At 64.6% G+C, this 19,736-nt stretch carries 15 protein-coding genes; 6 read left to right on the forward strand and 9 right to left on the reverse strand.

Going from position 1 to position 19,736, the window contains the following annotated elements; all coding sequences use genetic code 11:
• Positions 1-131 precede the first annotated feature (131 nt).
• Complete coding sequence (locus LPA36_RS27495) at positions 132-1,676, reverse strand: methyl-accepting chemotaxis protein (protein ID WP_228883762.1); 1,545 nt, start codon at positions 1,674-1,676, stop codon at positions 132-134.
• Between the two features lie 538 nt (positions 1,677-2,214).
• Here LPA36_RS27495 and LPA36_RS27500 point away from each other — a divergent pair.
• Genes LPA36_RS27500 through LPA36_RS27515 form a run of 4 tightly spaced genes read left to right on the forward strand, consistent with a single transcriptional unit; the run spans position 2,215 to position 6,909 of the window.
• Positions 2,215-2,979 (forward strand): phosphocholine cytidylyltransferase family protein, encoded by a 765-nt coding sequence (locus LPA36_RS27500; protein ID WP_228883615.1) that lies wholly within the window; start codon positions 2,215-2,217, stop codon positions 2,977-2,979.
• On the forward strand, positions 2,976-4,667 hold the full coding sequence (gene aepX / locus LPA36_RS27505) for a phosphoenolpyruvate mutase (protein ID WP_228883617.1): 1,692 nt from the start codon (positions 2,976-2,978) through the stop codon (positions 4,665-4,667). Before LPA36_RS27500 ends, aepX begins: the two co-directional genes overlap by 4 nt.
• Positions 4,664-5,842, forward strand: a complete 1,179-nt coding sequence (gene aepY, locus LPA36_RS27510; protein WP_228883623.1) for a phosphonopyruvate decarboxylase — start codon at positions 4,664-4,666, stop codon at positions 5,840-5,842. Before aepX ends, aepY begins: the two co-directional genes overlap by 4 nt.
• Positions 5,842-6,909: a 2-aminoethylphosphonate aminotransferase gene (locus tag LPA36_RS27515; protein WP_228883625.1), complete on the forward strand. Its 1,068-nt coding sequence runs from the start codon at positions 5,842-5,844 to the stop codon at positions 6,907-6,909. The genes aepY and LPA36_RS27515 overlap by 1 nt, the downstream gene beginning before the upstream one ends.
• A 48-nt stretch (positions 6,910-6,957) precedes the next feature.
• Here LPA36_RS27515 and LPA36_RS27520 read toward each other — a convergent pair whose 3' ends face one another.
• The 6 genes from LPA36_RS27520 to LPA36_RS27545 all read right to left on the reverse strand — a co-directional run bounded on the left by LPA36_RS27520 (position 6,958) and on the right by LPA36_RS27545 (position 12,896).
• Positions 6,958-7,119, reverse strand: a complete 162-nt coding sequence (locus tag LPA36_RS27520) for a hypothetical protein (protein WP_228883627.1) — start codon at positions 7,117-7,119, stop codon at positions 6,958-6,960.
• Between the two features lie 125 nt (positions 7,120-7,244).
• Entirely contained in the window at positions 7,245-7,961 is a 717-nt protein-coding gene (locus LPA36_RS27525; RefSeq protein ID WP_228883629.1) for a PIG-L family deacetylase, read from the reverse strand.
• Positions 7,962-8,150: 189 nt separating this feature from the next.
• The gene (locus LPA36_RS27530; protein WP_228883631.1) at positions 8,151-8,741 is read right to left on the reverse strand and encodes a nucleotidyltransferase family protein; all 591 of its coding nucleotides are present in this window, start codon (positions 8,739-8,741) and stop codon (positions 8,151-8,153) included.
• A gap of 203 nt (positions 8,742-8,944) precedes the next feature.
• Positions 8,945-11,170 carry a xanthine dehydrogenase family protein molybdopterin-binding subunit gene (locus LPA36_RS27535; RefSeq protein ID WP_228883633.1) on the reverse strand — a complete coding sequence of 742 codons (2,226 nt, stop codon included), beginning with the start codon at positions 11,168-11,170 and terminating at the stop codon, positions 8,945-8,947.
• Positions 11,167-12,168 (reverse strand): FAD binding domain-containing protein, encoded by a 1,002-nt coding sequence (locus LPA36_RS27540; protein WP_228883635.1) that lies wholly within the window; start codon positions 12,166-12,168, stop codon positions 11,167-11,169. The genes LPA36_RS27535 and LPA36_RS27540 overlap by 4 nt, the downstream gene beginning before the upstream one ends.
• Positions 12,169-12,179: 11 nt before the next feature.
• Positions 12,180-12,896 (reverse strand): 2Fe-2S iron-sulfur cluster-binding protein, encoded by a 717-nt coding sequence (locus tag LPA36_RS27545; protein ID WP_228883637.1) that lies wholly within the window; start codon positions 12,894-12,896, stop codon positions 12,180-12,182.
• 1,066 nt (positions 12,897-13,962) lie between these two features.
• Here LPA36_RS27545 and LPA36_RS27550 point away from each other — a divergent pair.
• On the forward strand, positions 13,963-15,162 hold the full coding sequence (locus LPA36_RS27550) for a porin (RefSeq protein ID WP_228883639.1): 1,200 nt from the start codon (positions 13,963-13,965) through the stop codon (positions 15,160-15,162).
• 337 nt (positions 15,163-15,499) lie between these two features.
• Complete coding sequence (locus LPA36_RS27555; protein ID WP_228883641.1) at positions 15,500-17,083, forward strand: aldehyde dehydrogenase (NADP(+)); 1,584 nt, start codon at positions 15,500-15,502, stop codon at positions 17,081-17,083.
• Between the two features lie 117 nt (positions 17,084-17,200).
• Here LPA36_RS27555 and LPA36_RS27560 read toward each other — a convergent pair whose 3' ends face one another.
• Entirely contained in the window at positions 17,201-17,944 is a 744-nt protein-coding gene (locus LPA36_RS27560; RefSeq protein WP_228883643.1) for a FadR/GntR family transcriptional regulator, read from the reverse strand.
• 361 nt (positions 17,945-18,305) lie between these two features.
• Positions 18,306-19,655 (reverse strand): MFS transporter, encoded by a 1,350-nt coding sequence (locus LPA36_RS27565; protein WP_228883645.1) that lies wholly within the window; start codon positions 19,653-19,655, stop codon positions 18,306-18,308.
• Between the last annotated feature and the right edge of the window lie 81 nt (positions 19,656-19,736).

The raw sequence follows: 19,736 nt of genomic DNA on the forward strand, positions 1-19,736 counted from the left end.
GCTGCTGGACACCCAGCGACGCCTCCAGCGTCCTTGATGAACCGCCGTATGCGGAACCGCACGTACGGTGGTGTGGGAGGGCTGAGGGGGTGACCCCTCACCCTACCCGATATCCCATCCGCGCCACGTGTTCAGGCCGGCAGCGAGAAGCTGGAGATTGCTTCGCGCAGCACGCCCACCTGGTCCTTCAGCGAATGCGCGGCCGCCGCAGCCTGCTCGACGAGCGCCGCGTTCTGCTGCGTGACCTGATCCATTTCGCCGACCGCGCGATTCACCTGCTCGATGCCCGCGCTCTGTTCGCGCGACGCGTTACTGATTTCCTCGAGAATCTCGTTCACGCGGCGCACCGACTGCACGATCTCCGTCATCGTTGAACCGGCGTTCGTCACGAGGGCCGCGCCTTCTTCCACCGTATCGGTCGACGTTTCGATCAGCGCCTTGATTTCCTTCGCGGCCGTGGCCGAGCGCTGCGCGAGGCTGCGCACTTCGGCGGCCACCACCGCGAAGCCGCGTCCCTGTTCACCGGCGCGCGCCGCTTCCACGGCCGCGTTCAGCGCGAGAATGTTGGTCTGGAACGCGATGCCGTCGATCACGCCGATGATGTCGCCGATCTGCCGTGAGCTGGTCGTGATCTCGCCCATCGTACGTACCACGTCGTCGACGACCTTGCTGCCGCGCTTCGCGACGTCCGCCGCCTGGCCGGCGAGTTCCGCGGCCTGCAGCGCGTTGTCGGCGTTGTGCTTCACGTTGGCAGTCATCTCGTCCATGCTCGACGCGGTCTGCACGAGCGCCGCGGCCTGTTCTTCCGTGCGCTGCGAGAGGTCGGTGTTGCCGGCGGCGATTTCTGTCGCACCGACGTTGATGTTGTCGGTACCAAGGCGCACACGCGAAACCGTATCGACGAGACCACGCTGCATCGTATGCAGCGCGTACAGCAGGCTCGTGTGGTCGTTGTGGCTCAGCACCGGCACGGACGTCGCGAGATCGCCATGCGCCATGCGCTGCGCCGCTTCGACGGCCACTTCCAGATCGCCGCCGAGCGTGCGGCGCACGCTGCGCAGCACAAGCATCATCACGAGCGTCGCAACGCCGCCGAGCACAACCGTGATCAGTAGCCAGCGCACCAGGTTCTCGTAGAACGCGGACTGCACGTCGTCCATATACATGCCGGTCACGATGAACCAGTCCCAGGGCGCGAAACGCAGCGCGTAGCTCGTCTTCGCCACCGGTTCCTGACTGCCGGGCTTCGACCACAGGTAGTCGATGAAACCGCCTTCGGTCGAATTGCCTGCCTTCACGATGTTGACGAACAGATGGTTGCCCTTCGGATCAGCGAACTGTGCGAGGTTCTTGCCGACCATTTCCGGCCTGATCGGGTGCATCAGCATCACGGGCTGCGAATCGTTGATCGACAGATAGCCGTCCTTGCCATAGCGCATCGCGGCGACGGCGGCGAGCGCCTGCTTTTTGGCTTCGTCTTCGGTGATCGTGTGCTGTTGTGAAAGCGCGTAGTAATGATTGACCACGGCAGTGGCCTGCTGCACCAGGAACGTCAGCTGGTCGCGACGGTCGGCAATCATTGACGCGCGGTTCTGCATCGCGCCGAATGCGCCGATCAGGATCAGACCGATCCAGAGTACGGCGATCATCGAGCCGAGTTTTTTGTTGAGGGTCATCTTCTGCATGGTGTACGCGTTTTCCGTCGGTCGAAGCGGGCTGGTTTGAGAGGCTGCAGGTCTGGCGAAAGTGGAAAGTGGCATGCGGGCGATGCCATGTTCGCGTTTACGGCATCCTGGCTGGCGTGGCGCAGGAAGGGGAAACCCGTAATAAACAGACAAATAATGGGATCTGCCGGCAGCATGAAAAGCAGTTTTGCGCGGATTGAGGCATTAATCGATTCGAATGCCGGCTGAAGTCCAGATAATCGAAATCTGGTTTAGGCATTTGGGTCTTTATTCGGCTAATTTCGCCAGAATATGCCACACGATGCACATGGAAATTACACAATTTTCACCGCAACTGCATCAATTGCCATAAGGCTCGCAGCCGGAAGACGGCGCCGTTTTATTTCGTTTATAGTCGCCACTTTTAGCTCGCGAGATACCGCGTTATATCGCCCTTAAGACGAATGATTGCGGCTGATAAAAACCGGATGAGACGCGGGCTTTTTCGCCCATTCCTTTAAACCCGATTCCCTTTTGTGCCGGAAAACCCATGCGAGCCATTATTCTTGCCGCGGGACTCGGCCTGCGCCTCCAGCAGCCGCCCGAAGAGCAATTTCCGAAATGCCTGTTGAGCTTTGACGGCGTTTCGCTGCTCGAACGGCATCTCCAGTTGCTCGACGCCGCCGGCATCGACGACATCGTGATCGCCGTGGGTTTCAAGCCGGAGCGCGTACGCGACGAACTCGAGCGCCTCGACTGTGACCCGTTTCCCGAGATGGTGCTGAATCTGGACTACCAGCTTGGCAGCGTGCTGACCGTGCACACGGTGGCCGAAGCACTGACGCGCGGGGGTGACGTGCTGCTGATGGACGCCGATGTGCTCTACGACGCACGCATGATCGATGCGCTCGTGGCCGGCACGAACGTCAACCGCGTGTTGCTCGACCGAGGCTTCGAGGCGGGCGACGAACCCGTCAAGCTGTGCCTGAAAGACGGCGTGCCGGTCGAATTCCGCAAGCAGCTCGCGGTCGGCCTCGACTACGACACGATCGGCGAATCCGTCGGCTTTTTCCGTTTCCGCGAGGACACCGCGCGACGCTTCGCTGAAATCGTCGCGGGCTACGTCGACGGCGGGCGCTCGAACATGCCGCATGAAGAGGCGTTGCGGGACCTGCTGCTCGAAGGTCATCACCCATTCGATATCGCGGACGTCACGGGCGCGCCGTGGATCGAAATCGATTTTCCCAACGATGTGGCGCGAGCCGGCAATGAAGTCCTGCCGCGCCTTCAGAGGACTGTAGGAGTCACACGATGAACGCAAGAGATCCCCATTTCCTGACCGCTTCGCGCAGCGCACGGTTGCGCCAGATGCTGGTTGGCAACGAACTCGAATTCCTGATGGAAGCCCACAACGGCCTGTCCGCGCGCATCGTGCGCGAAGCGGGCTTTCGCGGCATCTGGGCGTCGGGCCTCGCGATCTCCGCGCAGTATGGCGTGCGCGACAACAACGAAGCGAGCTGGACGCAGGTCGTCGACACGCTCGAATTCATGGCCGACGCGAGCGATCTGCCGATCCTGCTCGACGGCGACACCGGTTACGGCAACTTCAACAACGTGCGCCGTCTGGTGCGCAAGCTGGAGCAACGCGGCGTAGCGGGCGTCTGTATCGAGGACAAGCAGTTCCCGAAAACGAACAGCTTCATCAACGGCGAGCGCCAGCCGCTCGCGGAAATGGATGAGTTCTGCGGCAAGATCAAGGCCGGCAAGGATTCGCAGACCGACGACGATTTCTCGATCGTCGCGCGCGTCGAGGCGCTGATCGCCGGCTGGGGCATGGACGAAGCACTGCGCCGCGCGGAAGCCTACCGTCAGGCCGGCGCTGACGCGATCCTGATTCACAGCAAGCTGTCACGCCCGGACGAGATTCTCGAATTCGCGCGCGAATGGGCGGGCCGCGGTCCGCTCGTGATCGTGCCGACGAAGTACTACAGCACGCCGACCGAAGTGTTCCGCAAGGCGGGTATCAGCACGGTGATCTGGGCAAACCACCTGATCCGCTCGGCGACCACCGCGATGCAGGCGGTCGCGAAAGAGATCTACACGAACGAGACGCTCGTCGACGTCGAGGACCGCATCGCGCCCGTCAACGAAATCTTCCGTCTGCAGGACGCCGACGAATACTCGGAAGCCGAAAAGCGCTACCTGTCGGCCTCGCGCGCATCGGGCGCGGCGGTGGTCCTGGCCGCGAGCCGCGGCGCGGGCCTCGAAGCCGTGACGACCGACCGGCCGAAGGTCATGTTGCCGATCGCGGGCAAGCCGCTTTTGCGCTGGCTCGTCGACGCGTTCAAGAAGCAGGGCGTGAACGACATCACGGTGGTGGGCGGCTATCGCGCCGACGCCATCGACACGGCCGGCGTGAAGCTCGTCGTCAACGAACGTCATGCGGAAACGGGCGAACTGGCGTCGCTCGCCTGCACGATCGGCGGGCTGCAAACCGATACGGTGATTTCCTACGGCGACCTGCTGTTCCGCAGCTATATCGTGCGCGATCTCGTCGAAAGCGAAGCGGACTTCAGCGTGGTGGTCGATTCGTCGCTCACGCAGACGGAAAACAGCAGCGTGCGCGACTTCGCATGGTGCTCGGCGGCCGACGATCGGGGCCTCTTCGGCAACAAGGTGTTGCTGAAGCGTGTGTCCAGCGAACAGCAAGATGCGCAGAAGCCCGATGGCCGCTGGGTGGGTCTGCTGAACGTGCGAGGCGAAGGGCGCGAGCGTCTGAAGGCTGTCGTTGCGAAGCTGCGTGAGCAAAAGGATTTCGACTCGCTCGATATGCCGGCGCTCCTGAACGCGCTCGTCGAAGCGGGCGAGCAGATCGAAGTGCAGTACGTGCACGGCCACTGGCGCGGTGTGAACGACCTCGAAGACTTCCGTCGCGCGGGCGATTTCGCGCATGCGCAGACACCGTTCGCGGTCGGCGGCACGAGCGGCGGGGAGGCTCGATGATCGAAGCCGCGCAATTTGTCGAGGCGGCGCGCGAGCGCGGCTTCGACTGGTACGCGGGTGTGCCGTGTTCGTATCTCACGCCGTTCATCAACTACGTGGTGCAGGACCCGTCGCTGCACTACGTGTCGGCGGCCAACGAAGGCGACGCGGTTGCCCTGATCGCAGGCGCGACGCTGGGCGCGAAAAACGGCCGGCGCGGCATCACGATGATGCAGAACTCCGGCCTCGGCAACGCGGTGAGCCCGCTTACGTCGCTCACATGGACGTTCCGGCTGCCGCAGTTGCTGATCGTGACGTGGCGTGGCCAGCCGGGCGTGCCCGATGAACCGCAGCACGCGCTGATGGGCCCCGTCACGCCGGCGATGCTCGATACGATGGAAATTCCGTGGGAGACGTTCCCGACGGAAGCCGGCGCCATCGGTCCCGCGCTTGACCGCGCGATCGCCCATATGGACGAAACCGGGCGCCCGTATGCACTCGTCATGCAGAAGGGCAGCGTCGCGCCGTATGAACTGAAGCAGAATGCGGCGCCTGCCGCGCACGTACCGTGTATCGCGCGCGCTGAATCGAAAGGCGTGCCGCAGGACGCGCTGCCGTCGCGTCACGATGCGTTGCAGCGCGTGATCGCGCACACGCCGGTCGAGTCGACCGTCGTGCTCGCGTCGACCGGCTTTTGCGGCCGCGAGCTCTACGCGATCGACGACCGTCCGAACCAGCTCTACATGGTCGGCTCGATGGGATGCCTGACACCTTTCGCGCTCGGTCTTGCGCTCGCGCGCCCGGACCTGAAGGTGGTCGCGCTCGACGGCGACGGCGCCGCGCTGATGCGCATGGGCGTCTTCGCGACGCTCGGCGCGTATGGTCCGTCGAATCTCACGCACGTGCTGCTCGATAACGGCGCGCACGATTCGACGGGCGGCCAGGCGACCGTTTCGCCGGCGGTGTCGTTCGCGGGCGTCGCCGCGGCGTGCGGCTACGCGTCGGCGGTCGAAGGCGACGACCTTGCGCTGCTCGACGAGGTGCTCGGCGCCGCACCCACGGAACACGGCACGCGTTTCGTGCGCGTGTCGATCCGGCGCGGCACGCCCGACGGCCTGCCGCGTCCCACCATCACCCCGCCCGATGTGAAGACGCGCCTGATGCGCCACATCGGCACGCAACAAGGAGTGCGCTGATGCTGTTGCTCAATCCAGGCCCTGTCACGCTGACCGACCGCGTGCGCCAGAGTCTGCTGCAAACCGACCTGTGCCATCGCGAGAGCGAATTTTTCGACCTGCAGGAAGAGGCGCGCACGCGTCTCGTGAAGCTGTACGACCTCGATCCGTCGCAATGGCAGGCGGTATTGATGACGGGCTCCGGCACGGCGGCCGTCGAAAGCATGATCGCGGCGCTCGTGCCGCAGGACGGCAAGCTGCTGATCGTCGAAAACGGCGTGTACGGCGAGCGCATCACGCAGATCGCGAGCCAGTACAGGATCGCGCATGAAACGGTGAAGCACGACTGGATGGATGCGCCGGATCTTGCGCGTATCGCCGCGTGCCTCGACGGCGAGCGCGGCTTCACGCATGTCGCCGTGATCCATCACGAAACGACAACCGGCCGTCTGAACGATCTCGCGGCGCTTGGCGCACTCTGCCAGCAGCGCGGCATCCGTCTGCTGGTCGATGGCGTGAGCAGCTTCGCCGCCGAAGCGATCGACTTCGTCAACGGCGGCATCGACGCCGTCGCGGCCACCGCGAACAAATGCGTACACGGCGTGCCGGGTGCCTCGTTCGTAATGGTGCGCCGTGCGGCGCTCGCGAACGCTGCAAGCCGCACGTTCTATCTCGACCTCGGGCGTCTCGCGAAACTTCAGGACCAGCGCAACACGCCGTTCACGCCTTCGGTGCACGCGTACTACGCGCTCGTCGAAGCGCTGCGCGAGCTCGAGGACGAAGGCGGCTGGCACGCACGTCACGCGCGCTACGCGGCGCTCGCCGAACAGGCGCGCGCGGGGCTCGCCGCGCTCGGAATCGAAAGCGCGGTGCCGCCGGAGCAGTCGTCGGTGGTGCTGCGCGCGTACCGGTTGCCGAAAGGCATCACGTATCCGCAACTGCATGACGCGCTGAAGGCCCGCGGTTTCGTGATCTACGCGGGGCAGGGCGGCCTGTCTGCGGAACTGTTCCGCATCTCGACGATGGGCAACATCCATCCGGCCGACATCGACCGCCTGCTGCAAGGCTTCGCCGAACTGGCGCGCTGACCCCGCTTTGTGTCGTCGCGGCGCTCCCGGCTTGCCGTTCTGTTCCGCTCAGCGCGGATCCGTGACCGGATCCTTGCTGGGTGGACCATCGGGATGCTGCGGTTCGTCGTTGTGTCCGGGCGAAGGCGGCGCGAGCGGGTCGCCTTCGGGGTCGCGTGTCGGGTCCGCGAGCGGATCGGGAACCGGGTTGGTCTGCAGCTGATACGTCATACCTTACCTCGTGTCCGGAATGCGTCCGGCGATCGCGGCGGCCGAGCCGCCCGCTGATCGAAAGACATCCTTTCTAGCGTAGGCCAAACGAAGGCTGCCTGCAGGCGCTTCGCGTGCGGCGGCGCTCATTTCCCTGCATGACGCGCCGGCCTGCGCTTCACACTCAACTGCCAGTAACGCTCCGGCGCGAATACGTCGTCGCAGGCATGCGGTCCGAACGCGCGTAACTGGCTGGCGTAGGCGTTGACTGCGTCGCGTTTGATGAGTGTCTGGCGCGCCGGATCGATCGTATGCAGCGCGTCCGGATGCGCGGGCGTCGCGCCGATGTCGCGTCGCGCGAGTTCTGCGAGCCGCGCCTCGACGACGCCCGGCTGGCGACGGTGAATCGCTTCCTCGTAGGCGAACCACGTGAGGTGCGCGAGCCGCGGCAACACTTCGCAGCACGCATCGGAGACAAGCTCGTGATCGCTGTGGAACAGGCCGACCGGCATCAGCAGCGTATTGGCCGTCGAACCGTAGATGATCTCTTCGAGCGCGGCAGCCAGCTTGCTGATCGACGGCGAATCGAGATACTGGCCGTCGCGGAACGGCATGCGCACGGGAATCGCGTCGAGCGCGGCGAGCGCGTTGTTGTCCTCGATGGTGCGCGCGCGCATCGCCTCGTGCGCGCTGCTGAAGCCCGAGCGCGCGTCCCATTCCGTCTGCATTTCGTGCGCGGGCGGCGCGGCGAAGACCGTGCAGACGGCGGCATCGGGATGTGCCGCAAGGAGTGCGCCGCAGCTGAACACGGCGTCGTCGAAATGCGGAGAAACGATGAAAAGACGCGGACTGGTTTCGCTCATGGCCTCGTGCGTGGTGCGCAGCCCGCTACGAAGCGGATCATGCGCGTACGCGTCAGACGGTTCCCGTCAGCTTAGTCCTGATCGGCGAACGTTGTGTGACCGCATGTTTTCGCGCCGGCGCCTTGATGCTGCGGCAATGCGGATCAGATGCCGATCCAGTGCGCGTCGCGCAGATCGCGCAGATCGGGCTCAGGCCAGCCCGAGCAGATCGTCGGGCGTATCGACATCGCGCAGAATGCCGGGATCGTCGACGTCGACCCGCGTGACCTCGTGCCGCCTGAACAGGTCGCGCGCGCCCGTGTCGCCGTCGAGCGCGACGAGCGCGTCGAAATGTTGCGTGCCGAATCCTGCGGGGTGTCCGCGCTCGCCGTTGTAGAACGGCGCGACAAGCGCGGCGCCTTCATCGAGCTTGCGGGCCACCGTCTCGATCGTCGAGAGCGCGATGCGCGGCATGTCGGCGAGCGACACGATCCAGCCTTCCGCGTCGCGGCTCGCTTCGACGGCCGCCGCGAGACTCGCGCCCATGCCGCGTTCGGCGTCGATCGAGAACATCACTTCGCAGCCGGCATCGTTCAAGACGCGTGCGAGCGCGTCGGACCCGGGCCGCACGACGGCGAGCACGCGCGGCACGATCATCAGCAGACGATGCGCGGCCTCGTGCGCGACCGGCTGACCGCCGGGCAGGCGCGCGAGCAGCTTGTTGTGAATGCCCGCTGGATCGAAGCGCGACCCGTAGCCTGCGGCCAGCAGCACGCCAGTGGCGAACGACGCATAAGCCATGGGACGGCACCGGGGAGAGGAGATACGCCGATTGTGCGGCGCAACGCGCGATCAGGCAAGCGGGTATGGGCGCCAATGCGTGCGAGGCAACGCATGACGTCACGCACCAAAAAAAGCGCGGTCATGCCGTTCGGCCATGACCGCGTGTCAATGCGTGTCGGCGTCGTTTCATGCGCGCCCTGCACTGCGCATGAAACGGCACGTCACGCTTGCGTGGAACCCATGAATACCTTGTCGAGTGTAATGGGCAAATCGCGTACACGCACGCCTGTCGCGTGAAAAACCGCGTTGGCGATCGCCGCCGGCACGCCCGTAATGCCGATTTCACCGATTCCCTTCGCGCCAAGCGAATTGATGTGCGGATCGACTTCATCGATAAAGCCGATGTCGATGGCGTTGATATCGGCATTCACGGGCACGTGATATTCCGCGAGATTGCCGTTCACGAAGCGGCCGTAGCGCGTGTCCAGATCGGTTTTTTCTTCGAGCGCCGCGCCGATACCCCAGACGATGCCGCCCATCAACTGGCTATGCGCCGTCTTCGCGTTGAGCAGCCGGCCGACGCCATACACCGACGTGATCCGCGCGACGCGAATCGTGCCGAGATCGGCATCGACGTGCACTTCCGCGAACACCGCACCGAAAGAGTGAAACGAGAACTTCTGCTTTTCGTCGCCAGGCTTGACGCTCGCCTGCGCCTCGATCGGCTGGCCGCCCGCGCGCGCGAGGATCGCACCGGCCGGGTCGCGTCGCGACGCGTCTTGCGTGCTGACGACCCAGCCGTTCTCGACGGTGACTTCGTCAGGCGTCGCGCCGTGCACGGGCGATGCCGGATCGGCAAGCGCCATCGCGATGAGCTTTGCGCGGACCTGCGCGGCGGCATCGCGCACGGCGGGGGAAACGCTCGCGACCGACTGCGAGCCGCCCGATACCGGCGCCTGCGGCAGCGACGAATCGCCGAGCGCGAAGCGGATCGTGTCGGGCGAAAACCCCATTGCGTCGGCGGCGACCTGGGTCATCACGGTATACGTGCCGGTGCCGAGATCCTGCGTGCCCGACGCGACCATCGCGGTGCCGTCCGGCAGGATGCGGGCGATCGCCGAGGCCGCGCTGCGGTTCGCCGGATAGGTCGCCGTCGCCATGCCGAGGCCGATCAGCGTGTTCCCGTCGCGCATCGAACGGGGCGTGGCCGTGCGTCGCGACCAGCCGAACTTTTCCGCGCCGAGGCGGTAGCACTCGCGCAGGCCCTTGCTCGACCACGGCTTGTTTTCCTGCGGATCGGCTTCGGCGTAGTTCTTCAGACGCAGCGCGACGGGGTCCATCTTCAGCGCCCACGCGAGTTCGTCCATCGCGGATTCCAGTGCGAACGAACCCGTGGTCTCGCCCGGCGCGCGCATGAACGTCGGCGTGCCGACGTTCAGCGGCACGAGCCGGTGCGTGGTCGACTGGTTGGGCACGGCGTAGAGCATGCGCGTGACCATCGCGCAGGTTTCGGTCCAGTCCTCGATGACGGAAGTGTTCGAGTATGTATCGTGGCGCATGCCGGTGAGCGTGCCGTCGTTGCGCGCGGCGATGACGAAGTGCTGCTCGGTCATCGGCCGGCCGCCGACCGGGCCGAACATCTGCGGGCGCTCCAGCGCGAGCCGCACGGGTCGGCCAGTCTGCTTCGCGGCCATCGCGCACAGCGTCACGTGCGACCACGACGACCCCTTGCAGCCAAAGCCGCCGCCGACGAACGGCGAGATCACATGCACGTTGTCCGCGCCGATGCCGAACGTCTTCGAGATGGCGGTCTTCGCGCCCGAGACACCCTGTGTCGAGTCGTACAGCGTGAGGTTCGGGCCGTCCCAGATCGCGAGCGTCGCGTGCGGTTCCATTGGATTGTGATGCTCCATCGGCGTGGTGTAGACCGCGTCGATGCGCGTCGTGCCGCTTGCGAGGCCCGCGTCGATGTCGCCGCGCAGCGTGTCGGTCTGCCGGCCCTGCGGCTTGTCGGGCGCGTGCGCGGTGGACTTCGCGCGCGCGAAGTCGAGCGTTGCCTGCGCGGGCTGGTAGGCGATGCGCAACTGGCGGGCGGCATCGGTGGCCTGTTCCAGCGTTTCCGCGACGACGACCGCGACCGGCTCGTTGCTGTAATGCACCTGGTTGTCCTGCAACAGCGACAGATGACGTCCGGCCGGCGGCGCAAGCGGCGGCCGGCCGCCGTTGGGCAGCTTCATCGCGTTCTGGTACGTCATCACGAGGATCACGCCGGGCATCGTCTGGACACGCGCGGAATCGATCGAAGCGATGCTGCCGCTGGCGACGGTGCTCGTGACGAGCACCGCGTGCGCGAGTCGCGCGGCGGGAAACTCGGCGGCATAGCGCGCTTCGCCGGTGACTTTCAGGAGGCCGTCGGTGCGGTCGAGCGGGAGGCCGATCATGTTCATGCGACACCTCCCGGCTGCTGCGCAGCCTCTTTCAGCGCGCGAACAATCGATCGTTGCGCGAGCTGGATCTTGAACGCGTTGTCGCGCTGCGGCCTCGCATCGCGTAGCGCCGCTGCGGCGGCGGCCTGCAGGTTCGCGTCGTTGAGGGCGTGTCCCGCGAGCATCTGCTCGGCCTCATTCGCGCGCCATGGCCTGTGCGCGACGCCGCCCAGCGCGATGCGCGCGCTCCGGATCGTGCCGCGGTCCATCTGCAGCGCCGCCGCGACGGAAACGAGCGCGAATGCATAGCTCGCGCGGTCGCGCACCTTCAGGTAATACGCGTGATCGCTATATAGAGGCGGCGGCAGGTCGACCGACGTAATGAGTTCGCCGGGCCGCAGCGTCGTATCGAGGTCGGGCCGGTCGCCGGGCAGTCGGTGAAAGTCGCCGAACGCGATTGTCCGTTCTCCGTGCGGGCCGTTCACGCGCACCACGGCATCGAGCGCGGCGAGCGCCACGCTCATGTCCGACGGGTTCACCGCGATGCATTGAGGGCTCGCACCGAGAATCGCATGCATGCGCGTGTGACCGTCGATCGCCGCGCAGCCGCTGCCGGGCTCGCGCTTGTTGCACCGGGCGAACGCGGGATCGTAGAAGTAGTTGCAGCGCGTGCGCTGCATCAGGTTGCCGCCGACGGTCGCCATATTGCGCAACTGCGCCGATGCGCCCGCGAGCAGCGCCTGCGTGAGGAGCGGATAGCGGCTTCGCACCGTGGCGTGATTGGCCGCGTCGCTGTTGCGCACGAGCGCGCCGATACGCAGGCCGCCGTTGGGCAGCGCGTCCACGCTGTCGAGCCCGCGAATGTGTGTGATGTCGACAAGCCGCACCGGGCGCGCGACGCCACCTTTCATCAGGTCGAGCAGGTTCGTGCCGCCGCCGATGAAGGCCGTCCCCGGCTGCTGGGCGGAACGGATGGCGCCGGCGACGTCGCTGGCGCGTTCGTAGGAGATCGCTTCCATAACCGGTCTCCTCAGGCCATGCCGTCGTTCACGGCGTGCACCGCCGCGACGATGTTCGGATACGCGCCACAGCGACAGATGTTGCCGCTCATGCGCTCACGGATCTCGTCGTCGGAGAGTTGCGGCGGGCGCACGCGCACGTTCGCCGTGACGGTGCTGGCGGTGCCGGCCCTGAACTCGTCGAGCAGCGCGGTGGCCGAGCACAGTTGCCCCGGCGTGCAGTAGCCGCACTGAAACGCGTCGTGTTTAACGAAGGCCTGCTGGATCGGACTCAGCGTGTTGTTGCGGGCCAGTCCTTCGACGGTCGTGATCGCTTCGCCTTCGTGCATCACCGCAAGCGTCAGGCACGCGTTGATGCGCCGCCCCTCGACGAGCACCGTACACGCGCCGCACTGACCGCGGTCGCAGCCCTTCTTCGTGCCCATCAGGCCAGCGTATTCGCGCAAAGCGTCGAGCAGCGTGACGCGCGGCTCCAGTTGCAGGGTGTATGCGCGCCCGTTGACGTTGAGCGTGACCGGGCGCGCGGGCACACTCGCGCGTGCGACGGGCGGCGGCGCGGCCGGTTGCTGCTGTGCCCGGACGTGTGGCGCGGCGCCAACAGTCGCGGCGGCTGCTGCCGATTGCAGAAAACGTCGTCGCGACGTGTTCGGCAGGGCGTTCGTGTCGGGGAGGCTGGACGATTCGGTCGATCCCGTGGCGGGATCCGGGCGGTCGGAAGGGTGGGACATGACGCTCTGCGTGCTCCATGAAAGGTCGATGCAGATTCGCGACACAGCGGCTTCGTGCATCGGGGAATATCGACGGATTCAGCAATTTCGGTGCCACTGGCGATGGACGCGCAGGCCTCAGGCGGGCGTGTGCCGGCAAGAAGAACGGCGGAAAAAATGGCAACGCGGCGCGTCAAGTGTGCACGTTGCGCTTAACTAAAGACGAAGTAAAGCGTCTCGCAAAACCACGCCAGGTGTGGCTTTCTGGTTGAAAGCGAGGTGTCACACGAGGCCCGCGAAGCCTTTCGTCAAGGTTGCGGATGGACCGTTCTTTACGCGCTGGAAGCACGGTATCTGAAGCGACGTCAGACGAACTGATCAATATGTAAGACGGGCCGCCCGAAACGGTTCGTTTTCCCGTCGCGCGGCCGTGCGCGTGTCCCAGAGCGGTTTTGCGCAACGGCGAGCCCAATCATTGCTGATTCCGAAAAATGGAGGATGAGGCGGGTTAGTGCGGAGAAATCACGCTATGTTGTATGACGTCACATAATAAAAGTGAGCTTCGAAGACCGCCTGACCACGGGCTTCCCCTTGTATTTGCAGCAGATAAATAGGGGTAAATGCCTAATTGAAATTCAAGGAAAGCTCAATGATAGTACGTTGTCGTACAACAAGGCGGAGTTCCGACAAGTCGTCTTTATTGCGACGAACTCGGCAGTCAGTCACAGAAACGCGCGCAATTCTTCGTCTCACAGATAGATTGTGCGAGTTGCAGGCAACGTACAGATGTGGACGTGACGCGACGGTTTCTCTGGTGGAAGGGGTTCCCGGCAGCGGGTGCGCCCCCGCCGATCGGTCCATGTGATTGAAAGGCAACACCCAGAGGGGCTGTAACGAAATCCAGGGGCAAACGCCCGTGGATGGTTGGCCTGGTTGGGCCGGATTGGCGAGCAGCTATCTCGCGCGCAACACGTTATCGGTCGTAGCGGAGAGGCTGAGGAAGTATCTGGACATCAGCGCCGCGCAGTACGGGACACTGTGTAGCTGCGACGGGAAGGCAACAACAGATTTTTACAGAGGAGTCTAAATGAAAAAAGTAATTGCAACCTCGGCCCTGGGTTTGGTCGCGCTTGGCGCTCACGCGCAAAGCAGTGTCACGCTGTACGGTATCGTCGATGCCGGGATTGGCTATCTCAGCAGCCAGGCGCCGCTCGGTTCGAACAGCGGCGGCCATTCGGTGGTCAAGATGGTCAACGGCGTATGGGCTGGCAGCCGCTTCGGCCTGAAGGGCGCTGAAGATCTGGGTGGCGGCACCAAGGCGATCTTCCAGCTGGAAGAAGGGTTTAGCCCGAGCTCGGGCGCGATGTCGACGTCCAACCTGATGTTTAGCCGTCAGGCATACGTTGGGATGACCAATGCGGCGTACGGTACGTTCACAGCTGGCCGTCAGTACACGTCGTACTACACGCTGCTGTCGCCGTACAGCCCGACCACGTGGCTGACAGGCGCTTACGGCGCGCACCCGGGCGATATCGACTCGCTCGATACGGTGTACCGCGCGAACAACTCGCTCGTGTACCAGTCGCCGAACATGCACGGCCTGACGATCGGCGGTTCGTATTCGCTGGGTGGCGTGCCGGGCAGCACGAACGCAGGTTCGACGTGGAGTGCCGCAGCGCAATACGTAACCGGTCCGTTCGGCATCGCGGCCGGCTTCCAGCGCATCAACAACTCGACTTCGGGCGGTGGCGCATGGGGTACTGATTCGACGACGTCGACGGCTTCGGGCACCGCTCCGTCTGTGTCGGCGATCAACAACGGCTACCAGACGGCGCAGGCGCAACAGCGCGTCGCGGTGACGGGCGGTTGGGCATTCAACCAGCAGTGGGACATTTCGTTCTCGTATTCGAACGTGCAATACATCCCGGGCATCCACTCGGCGTTCGTCAACGAAGCGATTTTCAACACGGGCGGCGCTGTCCTGCATTACAAGATCACGCCGGCGCTGGATCTTGCTGCGGGCTACAGCTATACGCGTGCTACCGAATCGAACGGCATCACGAGCGCTGCGAGCTACAACCAGTTCAACCTGTCGCAGTTCTACAGCTTGTCGAAGCGCACCAGCCTGTACGCACTCGAGGCTTACCAGCGTGCTAACGGCCAGACGCTTGGCACGGCAGGCTTTGGCCACATCATCAACGCGACGGCTAGCGTCGGTGACCAGAACAGCCCGGCTTCGTCGCGCAGCCAGGTGGGTGTCGGCGTGGGCATGATCACCAAGTTCTGATGGGTCGATGTGCCGGCGGCAATCTCCGGATTGCCGCGACACGATGATTGGCCCGCTCGCCGTTATGCGGCAGCGGGCATCTGAAGCGGGGTTGTTTTAGCCCGCTTCGGCGATGGAGCGAAGGGGATTCCCTTCGCTCCATTTTTTATTCCTACGATGTTTTCGTTCAATGTCATCGGTCGTCGTATGTCATTTGGCGGCTGACGCAAATCCACTACGTAGGCGCGCCCGTAAAATCCCACCGGAGAAGAGGGGAATGCGGCGATCGACATTGCGGCGACAGGCCGTTATGTTGTAGGATGACCGATATCAAATGCCTTCATCCAGGGAAAGCGAAATGTCTATTACCGGCGAAATGCTGATTGGCCGTGAGGCCGTGCGTGGCAACGAAAAACCGTTGCGCGCGTTCAATCCCACCACGGGTTCCGAGATCGCCGAGCCGGTGTTCGGCACGGGTACAGTTGCCGATGTCACACGTGCGTGCGAGCTGGCCCAGCAGGCGTTCGATGCTTACCGCAACCTGCCGTTGACGGTGCGTGCCGAATTTCTCGAACGTATCGCAGACGGCATCACGGAACTCGGCGACACGCTGATCCAGCGCGCGCATGAAGAATCCGGTCTGCCGAAGGCACGCCTCGAAGGCGAGCGTGGCCGTACTACCGGCCAGCTGAAACTGTTCGCGCAGGTCGTGCGTGCAGGCCAGTGGCTCGCCGCGACGCTCGATTCCCCGCTGCCGGAACGCAAGCCGCTGCCGCGCTCGGACCTGCGCATGCAGAAGATCGCACTTGGCCCCGTCGCCGTATTCGGCGCGAGCAATTTCCCGCTGGCGTTTTCAGTCGCCGGTGGCGATACCGCCGCCGCGCTGGCAGCCGGTTGCCCGGTCGTCGTGAAGGCGCATCGTGCCCACCTCGGCACTTCGGAAATGGTCGGTCGCGTGATTCAACGTGTCGCGAAGGAAATGGACCTGCCGGAAGGCGTGTTCTCGATGATCGTCGGCGCCGGCAGCCTGGTGGGCGAAGCGCTCGTCGCGCATCCGGCCATCAAGGCCGTGGGCTTCACCGGTTCGCGTGCTGGCGGCACTTCGCTGATGCGCGTCGCTGCAGCGCGCCCTGAACCGATTCCGGTCTATGCGGAAATGAGCAGCATCAACCCGGTCTTCCTGCTGCCGGACGCCCTCGCGGCGCGCGGCGAAACCATCGCGCGCGGCTTCGTCGATTCGCTCGTGCTTGGCGCAGGTCAGTTCTGCACGAACCCGGGCCTCGCGATTGCCGTCGACAGCGACGCGCTCAAGGGCTTCGTGGCAACCGCTTCGCAGGCGCTGGGCGCGAAGCCCGCGCAGACGATGCTGACGTCCGGCATCCACGCCGCGTACGAAGAAGGCGAAAGCAAGCTGGCCGCGATCAAGGGTGTGGAAGCTGTGGCGCACGGCGCTGCCGCAACGGGCCCGACGCAGGCATGTGCCGCGCTCTTCGTGACGGACGCGCAGACGTTCCTCGCCACGCCGGACCTCGAAGATGAAGTCTTCGGCCCCGCTTCGACGATCGTGCGTTGCCGCGACGAGCAGGACATGCTGGCGGTCGCCGAGCACTTTGCCGGCCAGCTCACGGCGACCGTGCAGATGGACAGCAGCGATCTGGCGGCAGCGAAAAAGCTGGTGCCGATCCTCGAGCGCAAGGCAGGCCGCATCCTGGTCAACGGCTTCCCGACGGGCGTCGAGGTTTCGCATGCGATGGTCCACGGTGGCCCGTTCCCGGCAACGGCGGACAGCCGCGTGACGTCGGTGGGTACAACTTCGATTGAGCGTTTCCTGCGCCCGGTGTGCTACCAGGACTTCCCGGCCGACCTGTTGCCGCTGGCGCTCGCCGACGGAAATCCGCTCGACCTGTGGCGTCGTCGTGACGGCGAGATCACGCGCAGCTAAGCTGCCCGACGCAGATAGCAGCATGAAAAATGGCCGGGAATGAAGCGATTCATTCCCGGCCATCTGCGTTCTGGCTTCTGGATGTATTGCGCTGTTCGCGTGAAGCGGCGGGCCCAGTCAGCCGGCCGCTTCGGTCGTTTCGTTCGCGCGCCTGAGCCGCTCGCGGCTGTTCGACAGATGCATGCGCATTGCGGCGCGCGCGCCTTCCGCATCGTGACGCGAGATCGCCTCGAGAATGCTCTCGTGTTCGAGGTTCACGAGCGACAGGTACGCATCCGGTTCGGCGCGTGCAATGCCGGCCGAGTCGAGCCGGTTGCGCGGAATGAGCGCGCTGCCCATCTGCGACAGGATATCGACGAAGTAGCGGTTGCCGGTCGCGCGTGCGACGGAGATATGAAACTGGAGATCGGCGTCGACGCTGTCCTGGCCGTTCAGGCGCGTGGCTTCGATCGCGTCGAGTGCGGCGCGCATGCGGGCGACGTCGTCGGGCCTTGCGCGTTGCGCCGCGAGACCCGCGCATTCCGTTTCGAGGCTGATGCGCAGCTCGAGGATGGACAGCACGTCGCGCAGGGTGGTGGCGGGCACCATGTCGATGCCAAGTCGCTCGCGCGGCGGCTCCAGCACAAAGCTGCCGATGCCATGGCGCGTTTCGATGATGCGGCCTGCCTGCAGGCGCGAAATGGCCTCGCGGATCACGGTGCGGCTCACGCTTAACGTGACCATCAGTTGCGATTCCGTCGGCAGTTTGTCGCCCGGTTTGAGCGCGCTCGTCGCGATCTGTTCGCTGACGTAATTGACGACGTACTCGGCGAGATTGCGGGCCCGTCGCGCCGGCGCCGCGGATGCCAGTGTTGTAGCCATCGTGAACGCCCTCGAATTGATGAATGCAGAGATATGCTGCGACTGATTATACCGTTGTCAGATGACTGGTCAGATAAAGTGCCAGCATCTTGTGCGAGACCGGCGTAACGTACTTTGCATGGGACCAGAGCAGGGTGCTTTGCATGGGACCAGAGTAGGGTGCTTTGCATGGGACCAGAGTAGGGCGCTGAAGCGCCAACTCTGGTCGACAGCTGAAGCGCCAACTCTGGTCGACAGGTGAGCCTTTCCAGGATCCGCGCGAACCGTCGCGGTGGCCACGGCCGCGCGGGACGAATCGCCCACATGTCAGCGCGTTCCGGTGCGAAACGCGGCGACGCCCCCCACCGGAACGCGTGCCGGATCACACCGTACGCAGTTCGACCCGTTTGATGTCCTTCACGATCACGAGATAGCTGAACACCGTGATTAGCGCGTTGATGCCGACGAACACGAGTGCGCCGTTGAACGAGCCCGTCTGCGCGACGAGATAGCCGATCACGATCGGCGTCACGATGCCGGCCGCGTTGCCGAACATGTTGAAAATCGAGCCCGACAGACCGAGCGCTTCTTTCGGCGACGTGTCCGCGACGACGGCCCAGCCGAGTGCGCCAATGCCCTTGCCGAAGAACGCAAGCGACATCAGGGCAACGACGAGCCAGTCGGTCGTGACGTAATTGCAGCCGACGATGCAGGCGGACAGCAGCATGCCGCCGACGATCGGCAGCTTGCGGGCGAACGTCAGCGAATGGCCGCGGCGGATCAGCGAGTCCGACAGGAAACCGCCCAGCACGCCGCCCGAAAAGCCGCAGATCGCCGGCAGCGAAGCGACCAGACCGGCCTGCAGGATCGTCATGCCGCGCGCCTGGACGAGGTAGATCGGAAACCACGTCAGGAAGAAGTAGGTGAGCACGTTGATGCAGAACTGCGCCAGATAAACACCGAGCAGCATCCGGTTGCCGAGCAGCTGACGCACGAGGAGCCAGCCGCCGGTACGCACGACGTCATCCGGCTGGGCGTTGCGGTGGCCATTCACGACGCCGCCGCCCTGCTCGATGTAGTCGAGTTCCGCGCGCGAGACGCGCGGATGGTCGGCAGGGTTCTTCATGACCTTGAGCCACGTGAAGGCGAGCATGAGTCCGGCTACGCCCATCACGAGATAGACCGCGTGCCAGCCGAACGCATGGGTGAGCCACGCCATCAGCGGCGTGAACACGACGGCAGCGAAATACTGGGCCGAATTGAAGATCGCCGATGCGGCGCCGCGTTCTGTCGTCGGAAACCAGCTGGCCACGACCTTTGCGTTCGCCGGAAACGCCGGCGATTCGGCCGCGCCCATCGCAAAACGCAGCACAAAGAGGCCGACGACTGCGGCAGCACCGCTGCCGAGCACACCGATCGAGCTTTGCAGCAGCGTGAAGAGCGACCAGAGGAAAATGCTCGCGGCGTAGACGCGCCGCGCGCCGAAGCGATCGAGGAGCCACCCGGCAGGCAGTTGCGAGAGCACATACGCCCAGCTGAACGCGGAGAACATGTAGCCCATCCGGATCGCATCGAAGCCGAACTCCGCGCGCATCGCCGAGCCGGTCACGGAGAGCGTCGCACGGTCCGCATAGTTGAACGTCGTGATGACGAAGATCAGCAGCAGAATCGCATAGCGGACTTTCGTGCGCTTCGCGACGTGTGCGGGATTCGCGGCGTGGCTCATTTCCATGATCGTCTCCTGAATTTTTCAGGCGGGGGCAGAGGCTCCCCAGCTTCGATGCGGCGGCAGCCGGAACTCACACGGCCTGCC

This window comes from Paraburkholderia saeva, from assembly GCF_907164555.1.
GTDB lineage: Bacteria > Pseudomonadota > Gammaproteobacteria > Burkholderiales > Burkholderiaceae > Paraburkholderia > Paraburkholderia saeva.